Source organism: Chroococcidiopsis sp. SAG 2025 (assembly GCF_032860985.1).
GTDB lineage: Bacteria > Cyanobacteriota > Cyanobacteriia > Cyanobacteriales > Chroococcidiopsidaceae > Chroococcidiopsis.
Window position 1 is genome coordinate 2,692,815 of the sequence record NZ_JAOCNC010000001.1, and the last position, 17,162, is coordinate 2,709,976.

Sequence of the window (17,162 nt, forward strand, 5' to 3'; positions counted from 1 at the left end):
ATTTTCATCTTTTCGATCGCAAGCCCAAAGTTAAGTTGAAATTATTTGCATTAAGTCAGCAAACTTCAGGCGATCGGTTTGGGAAGGATTGCTGCCTCACTTACCCGACCTTTACGGAAATCCAGCCCACGCGATCGCAGTGCGTGCCAGATATGCCCTTGTAGGAAAAAGAAAGCTAACCAGAAGTGAGTGTTAGCTAACCAAGTTCGAGAAGTCACGAACTCAGGATCGGGTGATGAGAAGTAAGGTACGAGATTCTGCCGAATCGTGAGTGCAGGACCGTAAAATACTTCAGGATAAACGGTAGTGTTGACTGAGACGAAGAGAGTCGCAATAAAGCCCATGAGCGCCAAAGCACCCAAACTATAGGAAAGGTAAGCTTCTCCCGACCAAACAAATAGCGGATGCGTCCATTGAAACGGCTTGGTTGCAATATGGAACAACCCGCCCAAAATCAACATTCCACCAACCCAAATGTGACCGCCAACAACATCCTCCAGGTTGTCAACGCCAGCAATCCAGAAATTGCCTACTGCACCGAACAGATAACCATAAATTCTGGCTGGATTGAGTGTAGGGTTAGTAACAACTCGGACATTTTCCACTGCTGGGTCGTACAAACCACCGAAGTACATTGCTTTGGCGACCAATAAGAATGCACCTATCCCCAGCAATACCAGGTGAATGCCAAGAATTGTGGTCATTTTGCCTGTATCTGCCCAATCGTAGCCAAAGAAACGAAACCGATTTTCTAGAGTGGCTGGACCGCGCAGGGCATGAAAAATCCCGCCATAACCCAAAAATGCAGATGAGATTAGATGGATCGAGCCGATCGCAAAATAGGGGAATGTGCTTGTCACCTCGCCGCCAGCACCCACGCCCCAACCTTGAGCTGCTAGGTGAGGTAGTAGAATTAAACCCTGCTCGTACATGGGCTTGGCTGGATTAAAGTGAGCCAGCTCAAATAAAGTCATTGCTCCCGCCCAGAACACAATTAGCCCTGCATGGGCTATGTGAGCGCCCAGGAGTTTCCCTGATAAATTGGTCAGGCGAAAGTTCCCCGCCCACCAGGGAACTTCGGTAGCGTTTTGCTCTACCGATAACGGACTCTTAGCAACAGTTGTCACCGTACCTCCTATTGAGAATAATATTCAACAACCTGAGAGAACAGATTACAACATGAATCTACTTATTGACAATAGTTTTTATTAAAATTTTTGAGGGAGCAGGGAGCAGGGAGCAGGGAGCAGGGAGCAGGGAGCAGGGAGCAGGGAGCAGGGAGCGGAACAAGGGGACAAGGGGACAAGGGGGACAAGGGGGACAAGGGGGACAAGGGGACAAGGAAGCAATTCTAGCCACCAGCCACTAGCTACTCTTCCGAGTTGCGACTTACGACTTACGACTTACGACTTCTAACGCCCTAACCACAACTTCTGTTGTTGCAGACAAGCAAGGGCGATTCTTGTTTCTACTTGAGGAAATTCTTCGTAAAAGCGGCTGACACTCAGAAAAGATTTGGGTGTGTGCAGAACGATTATCCGATCGCCCCATTGTTCTAGCCAAGGTAGCAAGGTTTGAGGTGCGACGGGAGTGCAGAGCCAAACTGCTATGTGATTTTGCGATCGCAGCGTTTGGGCGGCTACTGCCATCGTCATTCCAGTGGCAACGCCATCATCGACTAAGATCGCGATCGTATCTCGCGTTTGTTGCGCGATCGCGCCATGTTGGGGGCGACCAGAATTGAGGACTGCCATCTGCAATTTTGCCTTGCTCAAGGCTGCTTCCAACGCTATTTTTCCCGGTGGTGAATTTTGGAGAGCAATTGATGTTTGTCCTGCCCACAAGACGTTACCATCTGCTGTAACTGCTCCAATCGCTAGTTCTGGATTTTGGGGATGACCGATCTTTTTTGCCACGACAATATCTATCGGACAACGCAGCCGCCGCGCTACTGGCACTGCTACGGGCAATCCCCCTCGTGGTAGAGCATAGACAATCGGATAAGGGGCAACGTTAGAAACAGCCGTAATTTTGTCCAGAAGACGATGAATTTCCGGTGCTAGTTGTTCTCCAGCAGCAACGCGATCGCGAAACAATATAGCAGTTGACATACTTTCGGCTGAGGACGGCATACTGCTTATATCTTCAAGGATGTTTCCGCAGTTTAACTGTGTTCTACAGGCTTTTTTCCAATCGGCTAGCAAATGCAACAAGATTTATTTTTTCAGTAATAGTTTTCTCATTTTCAGTCTTAGTCGGGAGTCGGTAGGGGCGGGTTTCCAAACCCGCCCGTACGGGAGTCGGGAGTCGGTAGGAGCGGGTTTCCAAACCCGCCCGTACAGGAGTCGAGAGTTGTAGGGGAGCCAAGTAGATAGAAAGAGGGTTAAAGAAGTCACAATTTCGCTACAATTGGAAGGTTTGCTAGCGCAGCTACAATTTTTATTCCATGTCTAGCGAAGACCAACTCAGCTTATTTGCAAGTTCAGATGTCGTCGAACCAGTCGCACCGCCGCAACTGGATCTGATTCCTACAGATGCGAAAATTCCCATTCCCATAGGGACTTACCCCAGCCTAGTTGAATTGGCACAGCACTGCAATCAGTGCCAGCGCTGCGAACTAGGAGCAACGCGCCATCATGCCGTAGTTGGGCGAGGTCATCCCCAAGCCCCGATTATGATTATTGGCGAGGCACCAGGGCAAAACGAAGATGAGACAGGGTTGCCCTTCGTGGGGAAAGCTGGACAACTTTTAGACAAAATTCTAGATTCTGTAAATTTAGATACAGACAAAGATATATATAGCTGCAATATCAATAAATGCCGACCACCTGGGAATCGTACCCCCACAACTGATGAAGTAGAGGCTTGCAAGCCTTATTTGTTAGAACAAATTCGCCTAATCGATCCAAAAATTATTCTTTTAACTGGTGCAACAGCACTCAAAGGCTTGTTAGGCGAAAAAAGAGCGATATCTAAAATTCGTGGTACGTGGTTGGAGTGGCAAGGACGCTTGTGTATGCCCATCTTCCACCCTGCTTATTTGTTACGCAACCAATCTCGCGAAAAAGGTAGTCCTAAGTGGTTGATGTGGCAGGATATTCAAGAAGTGAGAAAAAAACTGGATGAGATTCGCCAGTAGGGTGCGTTATTTAATGCACCCTACTCCTTCGCATCTTGCGCCCGACTTCTGGCTCGACAATCGCGCAACCAAGTTTCAATTGCCTGGGCAATAATACCATCACTCGTTTCCTCTGGTGGCGTGGGGGGTCTTTTGCCAGCGCGATCGCCAATTCGAGTAAACATACTAGCCAAACGCCATCCATCTTTAGTTTCGGTGAAAAAAGCCCAGTGAAACCCCTGCAATTCTATGGCGCGATCCTTTAAGTACTGTCGCTCCAAGGTAGTAAAAAAGACCTGCTGCACGTCCTCACCATCCGCCTGCGGCGATTTAGGCTGGTAAACACCAGGATCGGTAGTTAAAGGTTCAAACTCTGGATTCCCTGCTATCAATACATACGTGTAAAGATCTGTACTGCGACTCAACCTACGAGCGCGTTGACTGGTGCGATTGGCATATCCCGGTAAATCTCTGAGAAGCCGATCGGTCAGGGTTTTAATATCTTGAGTAGAACAACGGGAGTCGGGAGTCGTAGGGGCGGGTTTAGCAGATAAATTGTCAGCCTCACCCGGAAATCTTGGTTCAAAACCCGCCCGTACAGGGGAGTCGGGAGTCGTAGGGGCGGGTTTACCCAAGATATTTGTTATTAGTGAAGTATCTCGGTAAACCCGCCCGTACAAAAGTTGGTAGGAGTGCACGGCTGTGCGTCCGGCTGGGGTAGTCGAGACAGCAGGAAGTGGCGATAAAAAGGTAACAAAAATCCAGAGAAACTGTAAAATCCTCACTTTCCCAGCTCCCTCAGTTCTCTTCATCACGCCGCTATCTCCTGACAAATCCGTTCCCACGCCTCTTCTGGATTGGCAGCAGCAGTAATTGGACGACCGATGACGAGATAATCTGCCCCTGCTTGAATTGCCTGCGCGGGCGTAAGCGATCGCGTTTGATCGCCTTTTGCTGCCCAACTCGGACGCACCCCAGGACAAACTAAGAGAAAATCATCGCCGCAAGTCTGCCGCAACTGTTCCACCTCTTGCGGCGAACAAACAGCCCCATCTAACCCTGCTTCTCTTGCTAGTAAAGCCATCTCTAAGGCATATTCTGGTAATTCCAGGGGAATTTTTAACTCAAAGGCAAGCTGACGGGCAGAAAGACTCGTTAAAACAGTAATCGCAATTAATTTTGGTGGTGCTACACCCGCCGTCTTTGCTCCCTCCTGCGCCACTTGTTGAGCCAGTGACAAAGCATCTTTACCAGCAGTCGCATGAATCGTAACTAAATCGACTCCATACGCTGCTGCTGCTCGACATGCCCCAGCTACCGTATTCGGTATATCGTGAAACTTGAGGTCTAGAAATATTCGCTTTTGCCGCTGTTTCAACGTACTGAGAATACCACCGCCACAGCTAACAAATAATTCTAACCCTACCTTCCAAAAGCTTACCTGGGGCAACCGATCCACAAGCGCGATCGCCTCTGCTTCTGTTGGTACGTCTAGGGGAACAATGATTTTGTCTGAAAGCATAGAAATCGGGAGTCGGGATTGTCGGGGCGGGTTTTGACCAAAAATTCAAGGTTGTGGTTGTCAATCTCTATGCTAAACCCGCCCGTACGGGAATCAGAAGTCTTTCACGCACCGCACCACACACCACTCACTACTCACTTTACTAGTTTGACAAATTTATTCTTGCCAACCTGTAAGACTTTACCATCCAATTCATCTGGAGAATTGAAGATTAGGTCTACTTGGTTGAGGCGATCGCCATCCAGTTTAACTGCTCCACCTTGAACTTGCCTGCGGGCTTCAGAACTAGTCGGACACAAACCACTAGCGCTGACAACGTAAAACAATTTCGCCGGAAATTTGATTTGAGATAGCGAAAATTCTGGTACGGCTGAAGTATCGGCTGTATTGCCTTGTACCAGTGACATTGCTGCTTTTTGAGCGTTTTGAGCGGCTTCTTTGCTGTGGTATTGACTGACAACCTCTAAAGCAAGCAGCTTCTGGCGATCGCGGGGAGTTTCCGGCAATTCATCTAAGGGTAAATTTGTCAATAGCTCGAAATAATCTTTTAGCAAATGGTCTGGCGTTTTTTCCAGCTTAGAATACATCAATAGCGGGTCTTCTAGCAGTCCCACTTGATTTCCCAGCGACTTAGACATTTTCTGGTTGCCATCCGTGCCAATCAAAATTGGTAACAGCACGCCAAATTGCGGCTTTTGTCCGAAATGTCTTTGCAAATCTCGCCCTACAGCAATGTTAAATTTTTGGTCTGTTCCACCCAACTCTACATCTGCTTCTAGCGCTACAGAATCGTATCCCTGTACCAAGGGATAGAGAAATTCGTGGATGTAAATGGGATTTTCTTTCTCGTAACGTTCGGCAAACCCTTCTTTTGCCAACATTTGCCCGACAGTCATCGTAGACAACAATTCTAGAATTTTGGTCAAATCGAGTTTTGACAACCATTCTGAGTTGTAACGAACTTCCAGCTTGTCGGGAGCAAAATCTAAAATTGGACGTACCTGATCTAAATAATTCTTAGCATTCTCGGCAACTTCTGCCGCACTCAATTGACGGCGAACTTCCGATCTGCCAGTGGGGTCACCAATTCTAGCGGTGAAATCGCCAATCAGCAAAACCGCTTTATGTCCGGCATCCTGAAACGCTCTGAGCTTGCGGACTGGAATACTATGACCTAGATGAATCTCAGCGCCAGTGGGGTCAATCCCGAACTTGACACGCAAGGGTCTATTTGTCGTTTTTAACAATTTTTCCAGACTTTCTTCAGGATTGCTAGAATCAGGCTGGTCTGGAAAGATTTCGCTGACACCGCGCCGTAGCCAATTTGGATCGGGTGTCGCGGTGGGTAATTGAGAGCTTAGCTCTTGCCTTGGGGATGATAAATTCGTTACACTCACTCGCAACCTTCTCAATCGCTTAATTGTCAGACTACTATAGTGACAAAATTATCCGCTGATTTGGCGATCGCGATCGTAATCAGTTATCAGTTACCAGTTACCACTTACCAATTAATTCCGACTCCCGACTCCCGACTCTTCACTACTCACTTGTTCCATAAGGAAATCAAACCGCTGTGTCTTCTAGTATTGCCCGAGAAAAACCGAGATATTCATCACCTGGCTGGAAATTTATTAAAGAAGTCAGTCAGGTGACAGGCGGAACCCTTCTAGCAGTCATTATGTTGACTAGTGCCATTGTAGCTGGAGGGCTAGTCGGCTTAGCAATTAGCTTCCGCAACTTACCCGATGTCAGAGTCCTGCGTAACTATATTCCTTCTGAAACATCTTATTTTTATGACATAAACGGCAAAGTTCTTGCCAGCATTCACGGCGAAGCCAATCGCGAAGTCATACCTTTAAATAAAATCTCTCCAGAATTAAAACGAGCAGTCCTGGCGATCGAAGACAGTCATTTTTATTCCCACAACGGCATAAATATTAGTAGCGTCGGGCGTGCCTCAATCGTCAACTGGCAGCGCGGAGCAGTTGCAGAAGGCGGCTCGACACTGACGATGCAGCTCGTTAAAAATATTTTTCTGACGCAGCAGCGCCGATTTAGCCGCAAAGTTGCCGAAGCAGTCTTAGCCATTCGTTTAGAACAAATTCTCAGCAAAGACCAAATTTTAGAAATGTACCTCAATCAAGTGTATTGGGGACACAACACCTATGGTGTAGAAACAGCAGCCCAAAGCTATTTTGGCAAGTCAGCCGCAGATTTAAATTTGGCGGAAGCGGCGATGATGGCAGGAATCATTCAAGCACCGCAAAACTACAGCCCATTTGTCAGCATGAAAACGGCGAAACAACGCCAAGAAACTGTTTTGAACCGAATGCGAAGTTTGGGCTGGATTACGGCAGAGGAAGACGAGAAAGCAAGAGAAACGAAAATTACCCTTGGAAAAATTCGCTCGTTCCAACGTAGTAGTATGCCCTTCGTCACCAATACTGCGGCTCAAGAGTTAGAACGGGAATACGGACTAGAAGCCGTGCAAAAAGGTGGGCTGCGGGTGCAAACTACCGTTGATTCCAGAATGCAGCAGATCGCCGAAGAAACTGTCACGAAATGGCATAAAACCATTCGCTCTCAGGGAGTCCGCGCCGACCAAATGGCTTTGGTGTCAGTCGATCCGCGCACTCAATTTATTAAAGCATTGGTAGGTGGGGTAGATTATCAAAAAAGCGAATTTAACCGAGCGACTCAAGCTCGCCGCCAGCCAGGATCTTCTTTTAAGCCGTTTGTCTATTACACGGCATTTGCTTCAGGAAAATTTACGCCCAATAGTGTTATCAACGATAGTCCGGTCAGTTACCGCATCCCTGGAGGAATTTGGACTCCGAAAAATTACGATGACTCTTTCAACGGTTCCATGCCAGTGAGGCGATCGCTCGAAGTGTCGCGTAACATCCCCGCCGTGAAATTAGGTAGCGCTGTGGGTTTGAATAAGGTGGTCGAGACGTGCCGCATCTTAGGCATCAACAGCCCAATGGAACCAGTCCCATCTTTACCATTAGGAGCGATCGGTGTCACGCCTTTGGAAATGGCAAGCGCCTACGCGACAATTGCTAATTACGGTTGGCAGTCCAAACCAACTATTATTGCCCGCGTCACCGATAGTAGTGGTAACGTTATCCTCGATAACTCTCCCAAACCCCAACTCGTCTTAGAGCCTTGGGCAGCCGCTACCTTAACAGACGTGATGAAAGGGGTAATTACTAGCGGTACGGGAACCGCTGCTCAAATCGGTCGCCCTGCCGCAGGTAAGACGGGAACCACTTCCTCAGAAAGGGATATTTGGTTTGTTGGTTTCGTGCCTCAACTATCCACAGCGGTTTGGGTCGGCAACGACAACTACCGTCCTGTAGGTAAAGGTGCAACAGGTGGCGTATTCGTTGCCCCGATCTGGCGATCGTTCATGTCACAAGCCTTAAAAAATACTCCAGTCGAAAACTTCCGTCCCCCTTCTCAGTTCGATCGACCTAAATAAGAGAGCTGAGGGAGCTGAGGGAGTGAAGAGAGCTGAGGGGGCTGTGGGAGCTGTGGGAGAGAATTGACTCACCACGCACCACGCACCACTACACCACTTTCTTTGTCAGGAAAGCCGTACATGGTAGCAGTTCCCTTTTTTTAGCTAATTAATTTAATATTAAATTAATTGATATTGAATTAAATACCTCAATCCAAGTTGGAGGAAAGATATGATTACACTCAGACAAAGCCAAGAACGGGGACATGCGAATCATGGGTGGTTAGATAGCTATCACACCTTTTCATTTGCAAACTACTACGACCCCTCTCACATGGGGTTTCGATCGCTGCGAGTGATTAATGAAGATCGAGTCCAACCAGGAAAAGGGTTTGGAACTCACGGACATCGGGACATGGAAATTCTCACCTACGTCCTTGAAGGCGCGCTCGAACATAAAGATAGTATTGGTAATGGGGCGATCGTCCGACCTGGAGAAGTCCAGCGAATGAGTGCTGGAACGGGAATTATGCACAGCGAATTCAATTCTTCTGCTATCGAACCAGTTCACCTCTTACAAATTTGGATTCTGCCCGATCGCCAAGGCTTAGAGCCGAGTTACGAACAAAAAGCCTTTTCAGTTGCCGAAAGACAAGGAAAATTGCGCTTAATTGCCGCTAAAGATGGACGCGATGGTGCTGTGACAATTCATCAAGACGTGAATTTGTATTCAGCCATATTGCAACCGCAAGATCGGGTCACTTATCAATTGCAACCAAATCGTTATGCTTGGTTGCAAGTAGCGCGGGGTGCAGTGACGCTCAACGGTCATAGCTTGAACGCGGGAGATGGAGTAGCAACCAGCGCCGCTGAACTGTTAGAAATAAGTAGCGATCGCGATGCGGAAATCTTACTCTTCGATTTAGCGTAACTGCTGCGGGAGTTGAGGGAGACAATATCAATTCGCAATTCGCAATTTGTAATTCAAAATTGCCTGACTCCTGTACGGGCGGGTTTTGGATAAAGATTTATTGTTACTAAGCGTGAATCTGCTGGCTAAACCCGCCCTTACAACTCCTGATAACTGACAACTGATAACTGATTTAACGGCATGGTTTTGCTTGAGGCATACTCGCTTTTCCTAATATTGCCGTGCGGTAAAGGCGATCGAATTCCCGTTCGTAGTGGGCTGCAACTGTGGGATGATCGATAATAATTAAGGTTTCATCATTAGAGTAATTTGCCGCTTCCGACCAATTATGACTACCTGTGATTACCTGTCTGTTATCTAATATTGCCATTTTGCTATGTACGCCGCGATCGCCTGTTATTGCTTTAGGAAAACCAACTGTATTAATTGGACGATACCAAGGTTTAATATTATTAAAACCCTTTTTGCGATGAGTCGGACATAATCCCATTGCATCGTAGGCTTTAGAGTAAGATTGTCGATAAAAATCTGGATCTATTAGGATTTTAATATCTTCTACTCCTGTATCGCGTACTGTTGCTAAACTATCGCTAATTTCTCGATCTGAAAACACGAAAACGGCAACATGTACACTTTTTTTCACACTTTTGATAAAGTAAGAAATTGTACCATTACTAGTCATGCTGAGGCTTTCGGTACGATGAGCGGGCGAAAAGTTCAGCGTAACATGACCCGTTCCCACTAAAATTGTTAAAGGCTGTCTGCGAGGTTTATGAGATTTAAATAATCCCTGCCACATATAATTAAACTCATCTGTTAAAGCTTGAGAAATTTGAGGATTGTTGGGAATGACGACCTTATTATTTGGATTACCTCGACTTGCCGGAACCTGAAAATCTCCATGCAAATCGGAAGTTGTAAAGTTACCGCTAGATATAATTGTGGTTTTATTATCTACAACTAAAAATTTGTGGTGCATTAACCCACTGCCTCTTGTTTTACCATTGGCAGTATCGCTGTCATCTTTAATTTCAATGCCATGCGATCGCAACAAAGCTAAGGCATCGATTGGATATCGTTTTAGTTCTTCGTAAGCTCGGCGATCGTGTTGCTTCATCCGAGCAATTTCCGCTGAAGTATAATCTGCTAAAGTTTTATTATATTGACTATCAATTATTATTCTAACTTTTACACCTGCTTTCTGTTTAGCAACGAGTGCTTTTGCAACCAGAGGGAGTCGAAATTCCATCACTGCTAGATCGATTGACGATTGAGCTTGAGATATGGCATCGATCGCTTGTTGTTCTAAATTGTCCCCTAGACGCATAAAATGCCGATAAGGGTCTTGATATGAAGCGGCTTGATTTTGATTAAAATAAACTTGAATAGCAGAGTCTTGAGGGAGCGGTTGAGTAATTTCTATGTGTGTTTTGGGTTTGAATATTTGAAATAAAACAAACCCAAAAACTAGTAAAAATACAAATGAAGCTATTTTGACTGTTCGTAAATGCTGGGGACGAATTAAGCGTTTCTGTCTCATTCCTAAAAGTCGCGTTCTCTAGGCATTTTTTGAAGTTCTGAGAAATGTGTCGTCACAGGTAGCAGGTAAGCCTGACTTATGGCGATACGAACTTATAATTCCCAATTTCCGAGAATTGTTATCTTCATACCATTTCTCTAAAATGATGAGCTTCTATAGCCCCCCTTGTTAAGGGGGTTGGGGAGATCTCTCTTGTCGTAGTCAAAAAGTAAAATGGTATTAGACTACGCCAAAGCGATCTTGTCGATCGCACAGGATTGTGCAGATTGGCTCGGGGAAAACTTTCTGCTATTCTTATTGCTATTCAGACACGATAAATCTTAATATCTAAAATAAACAACCTTAATGCGACCGCCATAGTAAACTTGCAACATGACTTGCAATATAAGTATCAAAAAACATAAGTAGTAAGTGAAAGATAGACATGAAAATCAAAACAGTTTGCGCTTCACTACTTTTAGTATTAACTCCTTTATCGCTTGCCATCAGCGGCTGCGATGCTGAAGAAAACAATTATGTAAATAATTCTGATGTAACTTCTACTACTCAAACTACAGAAATCAAGACAAACTTAACACGATCGGATCGATCTACCGAACTCGATCCGTATGCAGCAGAAGCCTACTATCAGCAGCTATTGGCACAATATGGGGAAAATTATCAAGAGTGTTTAGAGCCTGTATCAGTTAATCTCGATTCGGTTACGAACTCAAATGCTTCTGAGGTAGATCCCACAGAAAAAATTACTAAAATGAAGCAGCAGAATAAAATATTTGTGTTAGATGCTTCTGACTCTATGCGAGTGTTTACAGGTAGCGGTACTACAAAATTCGACATTGCTAAAGCTGCGATCGCTCGTTTTGTCAGTACATTTCCTTCTACAACTCAAGTTGGAGTTAATCTATTTGGCAATCGTAGCGCCGATGCAACAACAGATCCAACTACTGTATGTGCTGCTAGCGAAACTATGTATTCCCTAGTACAGTTGAGCAGCTTAATTTTAGCACCAGCCAACGAACCCACATCAGAGGCTGAATTTAAACCAATTTATAAACCAATAACGGCAAGTCTATCAAGATTAAACGATATTCTAAGCGATCGCGATGGTGCTAGCAATCAAAATATTATTTATTTAATTACTGATGGGGCAGACAATTGTAATGGTGATGCTGTAGCAGTAGCCAGAGAGCTACACAATTCTCCGGCAGAAATTACGGTAAATGTAGTTAGCTTAGATGAAAACGAAACCACGCAGCAGCAGTTGCAAGCCATAGCTGAAGCTGGCGGAGGTGAGTACTTTCTAGCGCGCGATGCCAATGAATTCAATACTGCTTTTGAACGGACACAAGAGAAAATCGAAGCAGAGAAATATACAACAATTCAATTAACAGAAAATCGACCTCAACCTCCTACAAGTGCTAATCCTAACATCAATCAGATTACAGCCTGTACTACAGTTAAAATGAATCGCGAGCTAGGTCAAATTATTAGTCAGGTTAATCGTCTATCTGCACTCCAAGGAACAAATCTTAAGTATAATAATCATGTTTTAGCCCGTTTGAAAGAAAGGCAAGAGCGGATTACAACATGGCGCGATCGCTTATTAGCTAATACTGGGAATCCTCAAATAGATTTAAATTTATTTCGGCAGGAATTGGCACAGGCAACGCAATAATTAGTAGTGCGTGGTGCGTGGTGCGTGAAAAGGGCGAGAGGCGAGAAGCAAGAAGACTTTAACTGCTCCCTGCTCCCTGCTCCCTGCTCCCTGCTCCCTTCAACAACAAATAATAAAGTTGTCCGTTACTGACTGTAACTCCAGCGCGTTTGGCTGCTAGATCGCCTGTTCCCATAAAGTAATCGACTCTACTCGCTCCTTTGATGGCGCTACCCGTGTCTTGATTGAGGACGTAGCGGCTAACAGTACGCTGTTCTAGCTGTCCTTGCCGATCGAAATAAGGAATTTGGGTATGAATCAGCGCTAAAGCACCAGGCGGCGTAAGTGACTTATCTGTGGCGATCGATCGCTCGGCTGTGACTGGTACTCCCAGGTATCCGTGAGGTGCAGCGTTGTTGGTGGGTTGAAAAAAGACAAAAGTACGGTAGCGGGGTAGATAGGTGTTTAATTCTGCCGGGTGTTGGCGAAAGTATTGCAACACAGCAGGTAGAGTTAACCCATCGGCGGGAAGTTTGCCATCTTTAATCAGTTCTTTGCCGATGCTGGTATAAGGGAACTCAGTCTTTCCAGCATAACCGACAGTCATGATGCTACCATCTGTCAGGTGCAGGCGTGCCGAGCCTTGAATGTGAACCAGAAAGGCTTCTAGGCGATCGCGCAACCAAACCAGTTCTCGTCCGTGCAGCCGACTCTTCGCTCCCAATAAACCGTTCTCGCCTTCTAATTCAGCTCTGGTAGGATGGGGTTCAGTCCACGAAGCAAAGTCGGGTGGGAGTCGATAAAGAGGATAGCGATATTCAGCCGTTTTAACGCGGCTGGCATGATAGATCGGCTCGTAGTATGCAGTAAATAGTACCTCACTCTTACCGTCTTGTGCCGGAAATTGATACAGTTCAAATTCTTGCTGGACGGCGGCTTGTAGTTGTTCTGGAGAGCGGGAGTTAATAACCAACTGGCGAAATCGCACTAAACTACGCCAGACGCGATCGCGGGTAATCTCGCGTAGGGGATACTGTTGATAAGCTGCAATTGCTTGCGGCGATCGCAAATATCGCAAACTGTTATCGATCGCTTTGAGTAAAGCTTGGCGATCGCCTTTTTTACCTTGACCCCAAATCTGTTCGTCCCAACCCAAGCGATCGGATTTTTGTTGTATATTAGCAGGTACGAGCTGGACTGTGGCAGCGCTAGCATCAATTGTAGAAGCGCGGGTCGAAGCGTTACCTTTAACGTCTGCCGACAGTGATTGAGCCAGGACTAAGGTAAATAGTGCTACTGTCTGTTTCATCATTTTAGCGATCGCCAATAAGATTTAATGTTATTCCGTAATTATTAACTCGATCTGAGACTAGTGAATACTGCGATCGCATTTAAAATTTTCAGTAATTTAATAGTTGTAATTCTGCATGAATAACTCAAATACCAACATTGTAAAAAGGAGTCAAAATAACTTAGAAATTGTAAATCCATTAGTTGTAAATCCTATTCGCCCGATAGTAGCCCATACAAGGAAGATAATGCTAAGTTATGTAGCGATCGCTTATACTAAGACAGTTGTACTAACCTAAGCCTTCAGACAGATGGAATGTAACTATGACTGCATTTGAGCTAGAGCATTCAATCGATACCAACATGGAACTATCATCGATATCTACTTCACAAGAGGTGGAGACTCTCCGCGAACAAGTAGAGTTTCTCCGCGAACAGATGGAGTCTTTGCATCGATTGGTAGAACATCTAGGAGCAGAGTTACTTGATAAGCACCAGCAAATACACGCTCTAGAGCAAGAATTAGAACAAACAAACAAAGAATTGTGCCGCGCACTCGCCCCACAGCAGCAAGAGATTACCCCAGCAAAAGATTACCAAAGTAAAGCACTCGATCTGCAAGTTTCAGTCAGCGAGTCTTTAGCTGCATTATTCAATGCTACTTCCGGTCGCGCCATCCCAGCAAAGAAACTGGAGGTAGAAGAGGCAATCGCCAACACAGCTACTCTACCGAACATGGTAGCTCAGCAAATCTTAAATGATTCAAAAGAATTAAAAGCTCATTCACAGCAACTTAACTTTCAATGCAAAGAGCTTGGATTTCAGTTTATTGCTAATCAAGCTAATTTCATGAAATCTCAAGAGGAAGTAGCTTGGAAATTAACAGAATTGCCGCAGCAATTTGGAAAGGAAACGATTATGTCTCAGCGTTTGCAAGCATCTCGAACGAAAACAGAGGCAAACGTAAGGCAACTTCAAGAACATGTGGAGCGAACCAGAAAATTGTCAAATAAATCCAAGGTTTATGTAAAATTGGTAAAGTCGAGATCGGCAAGTTATTCCGACTCAACAACATCTGCGAAACTCGATTTAACTTGGTAGTCATCTAAGAAGTACTATAGCAATCCTAAATGATTCGGAAATCTTGGGTGTTGCTTGTTGACTATTAACGGTTGACTGTCAACTGTCAACCATCATAACGATGCGTTTATAACTCAAGTAGGATTGCTATATAAATGTGAGATAATAGATCGAAATCTCTTTGTTTTACCGCCCAATTTTAAGAATGTTGTTGTTTTAACTTTCTCATTTCTGCTTGAGCGCTAACGGCAATTTGTAAAGCCTCATTCAACAATCGTCCGTGTTCGCTAGCGCGATCGCTTACTTGTAATGCAGTCAAAGCAGTAAGATTATTAGCAAATAATTCAGGATTACGAGCGATAAAACGTTTGTTTTCTCTTAAAATTTTCTCTGTTTTCAGAGCGCGAACTAAATCTATTCTGGTTAGCTGCAACGCTTCAACAACCTTTTCCCGATCTTTAATGCCAACTTCAGGATTTCCGGCTTCTTCAATTTGATCGTTGATATATATGCTTTTAATGACATCATTGTAGCGATCGATATCATCTAAAAGCTTAACTAAACTAACATTATCTTTACTAAATTTTAACTTGTGGCTGACAAACAGTAATTTAAGGTTGAGTCCGACAGCACAGATGAGCGCGATCGCGGCAAATTTCCAACCCAGACTGAACGAAGGCGCGGCAGTCCCCATGCCGCTATGCTGAGCATGGGGAAGGACAGCGCGGCGATGGAACGAAGTGGAATCGCCTCTTAGACCTTGGGTGTGTCCTGAGATTTGATGTACTCTTTTAGCTTCTCGATTGGTGCGCCACCACTAGAGGCAACATAGTAAGAATTAGACCAGAAAGAAACACCATTATAGAACTTTGTTACTTGTTCTGGAAAATCTTTTTTCATTGTTCTAGCACTTGCACTTTTAAGCGAACCAGCCACCGCCGAAATTGAGTTTTTAGGATGGAAGTCAACCAGGGCGTGTACGTGGTCGGCTTCCCCAGAAAATTCCAAAAGTTCGCAGTCCATTGTTTTGCAGACTTGCCAAAACATTTCTCTCAGCCGCTCCAGCATTGGGGCGGTTATCACTTTTCTACGATAGTGAGTCACAAAAACAAAGTGTAGTCGCACACTAAAAACACTATGAGAACCTTTTCTGACGGACATATTGACAAGATATACTCGCAGGTATTATTGTGAGTTTAGGAGTCTTCAGGCTCGAAAAGCAATGGCTACAAGAAGAATAACTTTTAGGCTTTACCCAAATAAAACTCAAGAAGATAAACTCCATAAGGCGCGAAAGCTTCATAAAGACTTGTTCAACGCTTGTCTTTACCACAGAAAAGTAGAGTACGAAAAGTTCGGTAGGTCAGTTAATTACTATGACCAACAAAACATTTTACCGCTCTTTAAAGAGTATTGGGTCGAGTATAAAGAACTCGGTAGTCACGCACTTCAGGCGACAGTAAAAAGAGTTGATTTTGCCTATAAACGATTTTTTCAAAAGTTAGGAGGAAGACCGAAGTTTAAGTCATCTCGTGACTACCGTGGTTGGACATATCCCTGTAAGGCTGGCTGGAAGGCTTCTAGAAAACTTAGGAAGAAGCAAGCTCCTAATTTCAAAACGCGGGGTGCTACAACGGAGGGAACCTCCGCAACGCACCCGCTCAAGAAAGTAAAAGCATCAAAACGATGGAGGAAAGCAAAGGATATCGTATCTAGACTACAACAAAAAGTGACAAGAGTTAGGGAAGATTGGCAACACAAAGTCGCGGCACAGATAGTCAGCCGTAATAGCATGGTTGCGACAGAAAAGCTAAATCTTAAGGGAATGACTCGTAAAGTAAAAACAAGCAAGGGCAAGAAACAAAAATCAGGACTAAATCGCTCTATTTTGGATGTAGGAATCGGGAATCTAATCTCGCTGCTCAAATACAAATTGGAGGAATGTCAAGGCATTTTTGTAGAAGTTCCTACAGTCAAAGTAGCACCTAGCCAGACTTGCCCTGCTTGTGGTCGCAAAGAAAAGAAAGATTTGAGTCAGCGGATTCATGATTGCCCTTGCGGTTGTATGCTAGACCGCGATGTGGCAGCAGCTCAAGTCATGTTGGCGTGGGCGTTGGGAACCAGCGTCCTTAGTCGTGGAGCAGACAGCTCTACCGTAGTCCCTGCAAATTGTGGAGGATTCCGGCAACTGGCTGCGTTGAGACGACAGAAACCGCTACCTCAGCCGCAAGGCGGGTAGCGTGTAGTTCATCATAGTCTTTCAATCCAGAATCAGTCATCACCCTGGTATAGCAAATTTATTTGGTAATGGGTAATTTGTTGAAGTCGGGAGTCGGGAGTCGGGGGAAAGAGAGCGCTCGGGAGCTGTGGGAGCAATTACAAGTCACAAGTCACAATTCAACCCTACACCTTGATAGCGCCAGTTGCTTCAACGGAGGGCGACGAAGTCCGCGATAGCGCCACCTCCAAGACCACACTGGCTCCCCTACACCCCACACCCCATACCCTATTTACTAACCACCAGCTACTAGCTACTAGCCACTAGCCACTAGCCACTGACAACA

17 protein-coding genes and 1 pseudogene are annotated in these 17,162 nt (G+C 45.2%); 8 read left to right on the forward strand and 10 right to left on the reverse strand.

Annotated features, from left to right (window positions below; translation table 11 throughout):
• Nucleotides 1-65: 65 nt before the first annotated feature.
• Nucleotides 66-1,127 (reverse strand): chlorophyll a/b binding light-harvesting protein, encoded by a 1,062-nt coding sequence (locus tag N4J56_RS13060; protein ID WP_317106844.1) that lies wholly within the window; start codon nucleotides 1,125-1,127, stop codon nucleotides 66-68.
• 65 nt (nucleotides 1,128-1,192) lie between these two features.
• On the opposite strand from N4J56_RS13060, the gene N4J56_RS13065 reads away from it, so the two are divergent.
• A complete protein-coding gene (locus N4J56_RS13065) occupies nucleotides 1,193-1,369 on the forward strand; it encodes a hypothetical protein (protein ID WP_317106845.1) in 177 nt (58 codons plus the stop codon).
• 43 nt (nucleotides 1,370-1,412) lie between these two features.
• On the opposite strand, the gene N4J56_RS13070 is transcribed toward N4J56_RS13065, so the two are convergent.
• Nucleotides 1,413-2,111 carry a phosphoribosyltransferase gene (locus N4J56_RS13070; protein ID WP_317106846.1) on the reverse strand — a complete coding sequence of 233 codons (699 nt, stop codon included), beginning with the start codon at nucleotides 2,109-2,111 and terminating at the stop codon, nucleotides 1,413-1,415.
• A gap of 64 nt (nucleotides 2,112-2,175) precedes the next feature.
• Nucleotides 2,176-2,367, reverse strand: coding sequence for a hypothetical protein (locus N4J56_RS13075; RefSeq protein ID WP_317106847.1), 192 nt, complete (start codon nucleotides 2,365-2,367; stop codon nucleotides 2,176-2,178).
• Between the two features lie 79 nt (nucleotides 2,368-2,446).
• On the opposite strand from N4J56_RS13075, the gene N4J56_RS13080 reads away from it, so the two are divergent.
• Nucleotides 2,447-3,139 carry a uracil-DNA glycosylase gene (locus tag N4J56_RS13080; protein WP_317106848.1) on the forward strand — a complete coding sequence of 231 codons (693 nt, stop codon included), beginning with the start codon at nucleotides 2,447-2,449 and terminating at the stop codon, nucleotides 3,137-3,139.
• Between the two features lie 20 nt (nucleotides 3,140-3,159).
• Here N4J56_RS13080 and N4J56_RS13085 read toward each other — a convergent pair whose 3' ends face one another.
• From N4J56_RS13085 to tyrS, 3 genes are all read right to left on the reverse strand, one after another.
• The gene (locus tag N4J56_RS13085) at nucleotides 3,160-3,963 is read right to left on the reverse strand and encodes a hypothetical protein (RefSeq protein WP_317106849.1); all 804 of its coding nucleotides are present in this window, start codon (nucleotides 3,961-3,963) and stop codon (nucleotides 3,160-3,162) included.
• Nucleotides 3,930-4,640, reverse strand: a complete 711-nt coding sequence (gene pyrF, locus N4J56_RS13090; protein ID WP_317106850.1) for an orotidine-5'-phosphate decarboxylase — start codon at nucleotides 4,638-4,640, stop codon at nucleotides 3,930-3,932. The genes N4J56_RS13085 and pyrF overlap by 34 nt, the downstream gene beginning before the upstream one ends.
• 134 nt (nucleotides 4,641-4,774) lie before the next feature.
• Nucleotides 4,775-6,037 carry a tyrosine--tRNA ligase gene (gene tyrS, locus N4J56_RS13095; protein ID WP_317106851.1) on the reverse strand — a complete coding sequence of 421 codons (1,263 nt, stop codon included), beginning with the start codon at nucleotides 6,035-6,037 and terminating at the stop codon, nucleotides 4,775-4,777.
• A 176-nt stretch (nucleotides 6,038-6,213) separates the two neighbouring features.
• Between tyrS and N4J56_RS13100 the strand changes: the two genes are divergently transcribed.
• Nucleotides 6,214-8,124, forward strand: coding sequence for a transglycosylase domain-containing protein (locus tag N4J56_RS13100; protein WP_317106852.1), 1,911 nt, complete (start codon nucleotides 6,214-6,216; stop codon nucleotides 8,122-8,124).
• A gap of 211 nt (nucleotides 8,125-8,335) precedes the next feature.
• The gene (locus N4J56_RS13105) at nucleotides 8,336-9,034 is read left to right on the forward strand and encodes a pirin family protein (protein WP_317106853.1); all 699 of its coding nucleotides are present in this window, start codon (nucleotides 8,336-8,338) and stop codon (nucleotides 9,032-9,034) included.
• A gap of 172 nt (nucleotides 9,035-9,206) precedes the next feature.
• Here N4J56_RS13105 and N4J56_RS13110 read toward each other — a convergent pair whose 3' ends face one another.
• A complete protein-coding gene (locus tag N4J56_RS13110; protein WP_317106854.1) occupies nucleotides 9,207-10,574 on the reverse strand; it encodes a phosphatidylserine/phosphatidylglycerophosphate/cardiolipin synthase family protein in 1,368 nt (455 codons plus the stop codon).
• 424 nt (nucleotides 10,575-10,998) lie between these two features.
• On the opposite strand from N4J56_RS13110, the gene N4J56_RS13115 reads away from it, so the two are divergent.
• Entirely contained in the window at nucleotides 10,999-12,249 is a 1,251-nt protein-coding gene (locus N4J56_RS13115; protein WP_317106855.1) for a vWA domain-containing protein, read from the forward strand.
• Between the two features lie 58 nt (nucleotides 12,250-12,307).
• On the opposite strand, the gene N4J56_RS13120 is transcribed toward N4J56_RS13115, so the two are convergent.
• Nucleotides 12,308-13,540, reverse strand: a complete 1,233-nt coding sequence (locus N4J56_RS13120) for a murein transglycosylase A (RefSeq protein ID WP_317106856.1) — start codon at nucleotides 13,538-13,540, stop codon at nucleotides 12,308-12,310.
• Nucleotides 13,541-13,842: 302 nt separating this feature from the next.
• Between N4J56_RS13120 and N4J56_RS13125 the strand changes: the two genes are divergently transcribed.
• Entirely contained in the window at nucleotides 13,843-14,619 is a 777-nt protein-coding gene (locus tag N4J56_RS13125; protein ID WP_317106857.1) for a hypothetical protein, read from the forward strand.
• 178 nt (nucleotides 14,620-14,797) lie between these two features.
• On the opposite strand, the pseudogene N4J56_RS13130 reads toward N4J56_RS13125, so the two are convergent.
• Nucleotides 14,798-15,190: pseudogene (locus N4J56_RS13130) on the reverse strand (hypothetical protein); the annotation flags it as partial.
• Nucleotides 15,191-15,351: 161 nt separating this feature from the next.
• Nucleotides 15,352-15,759: an IS200/IS605 family transposase gene (gene tnpA / locus N4J56_RS13135; protein ID WP_317106859.1), complete on the reverse strand. Its 408-nt coding sequence runs from the start codon at nucleotides 15,757-15,759 to the stop codon at nucleotides 15,352-15,354.
• A gap of 61 nt (nucleotides 15,760-15,820) precedes the next feature.
• Here tnpA and N4J56_RS13140 point away from each other — a divergent pair, with 61 nt between their 5' ends.
• Together N4J56_RS13140 and N4J56_RS13145 are read left to right on the forward strand one after the other, a co-directional pair.
• Nucleotides 15,821-16,837, forward strand: coding sequence for a transposase (locus tag N4J56_RS13140; RefSeq protein ID WP_317106860.1), 1,017 nt, complete (start codon nucleotides 15,821-15,823; stop codon nucleotides 16,835-16,837).
• A 171-nt stretch (nucleotides 16,838-17,008) separates the two neighbouring features.
• Nucleotides 17,009-17,143 carry a hypothetical protein gene (locus tag N4J56_RS13145; protein WP_317106861.1) on the forward strand — a complete coding sequence of 45 codons (135 nt, stop codon included), beginning with the start codon at nucleotides 17,009-17,011 and terminating at the stop codon, nucleotides 17,141-17,143.
• Nucleotides 17,144-17,162: the final 19 nt, after the last annotated feature.

What these genes read in the sequence shown, in the direction of transcription:
- N4J56_RS13080 (WP_317106848.1), top strand. Translation starts at nt 2,447, where the DNA reads ATGTCTAGCGAAGACCAACTCAGCTTATTTGCAAGTTCAGATGTCGTC.
- N4J56_RS13070 (WP_317106846.1), bottom strand. Translation starts at nt 2,111, where the DNA reads ATGTCAACTGCTATATTGTTTCGCGATCGCGTTGCTGCTGGAGAACAA.
- N4J56_RS13110 (WP_317106854.1), bottom strand. Translation starts at nt 10,574, where the DNA reads ATGAGACAGAAACGCTTAATTCGTCCCCAGCATTTACGAACAGTCAAA.
- N4J56_RS13120 (WP_317106856.1), bottom strand. Translation starts at nt 13,540, where the DNA reads ATGATGAAACAGACAGTAGCACTATTTACCTTAGTCCTGGCTCAATCA.
- pyrF (WP_317106850.1), bottom strand. Translation starts at nt 4,640, where the DNA reads ATGCTTTCAGACAAAATCATTGTTCCCCTAGACGTACCAACAGAAGCA.
- N4J56_RS13105 (WP_317106853.1), top strand. Translation starts at nt 8,336, where the DNA reads ATGATTACACTCAGACAAAGCCAAGAACGGGGACATGCGAATCATGGG.
- N4J56_RS13140 (WP_317106860.1), top strand. Translation starts at nt 15,821, where the DNA reads ATGGCTACAAGAAGAATAACTTTTAGGCTTTACCCAAATAAAACTCAA.
- N4J56_RS13125 (WP_317106857.1), top strand. Translation starts at nt 13,843, where the DNA reads ATGACTGCATTTGAGCTAGAGCATTCAATCGATACCAACATGGAACTA.
- N4J56_RS13115 (WP_317106855.1), top strand. Translation starts at nt 10,999, where the DNA reads ATGAAAATCAAAACAGTTTGCGCTTCACTACTTTTAGTATTAACTCCT.
- tnpA (WP_317106859.1), bottom strand. Translation starts at nt 15,759, where the DNA reads ATGTCCGTCAGAAAAGGTTCTCATAGTGTTTTTAGTGTGCGACTACAC.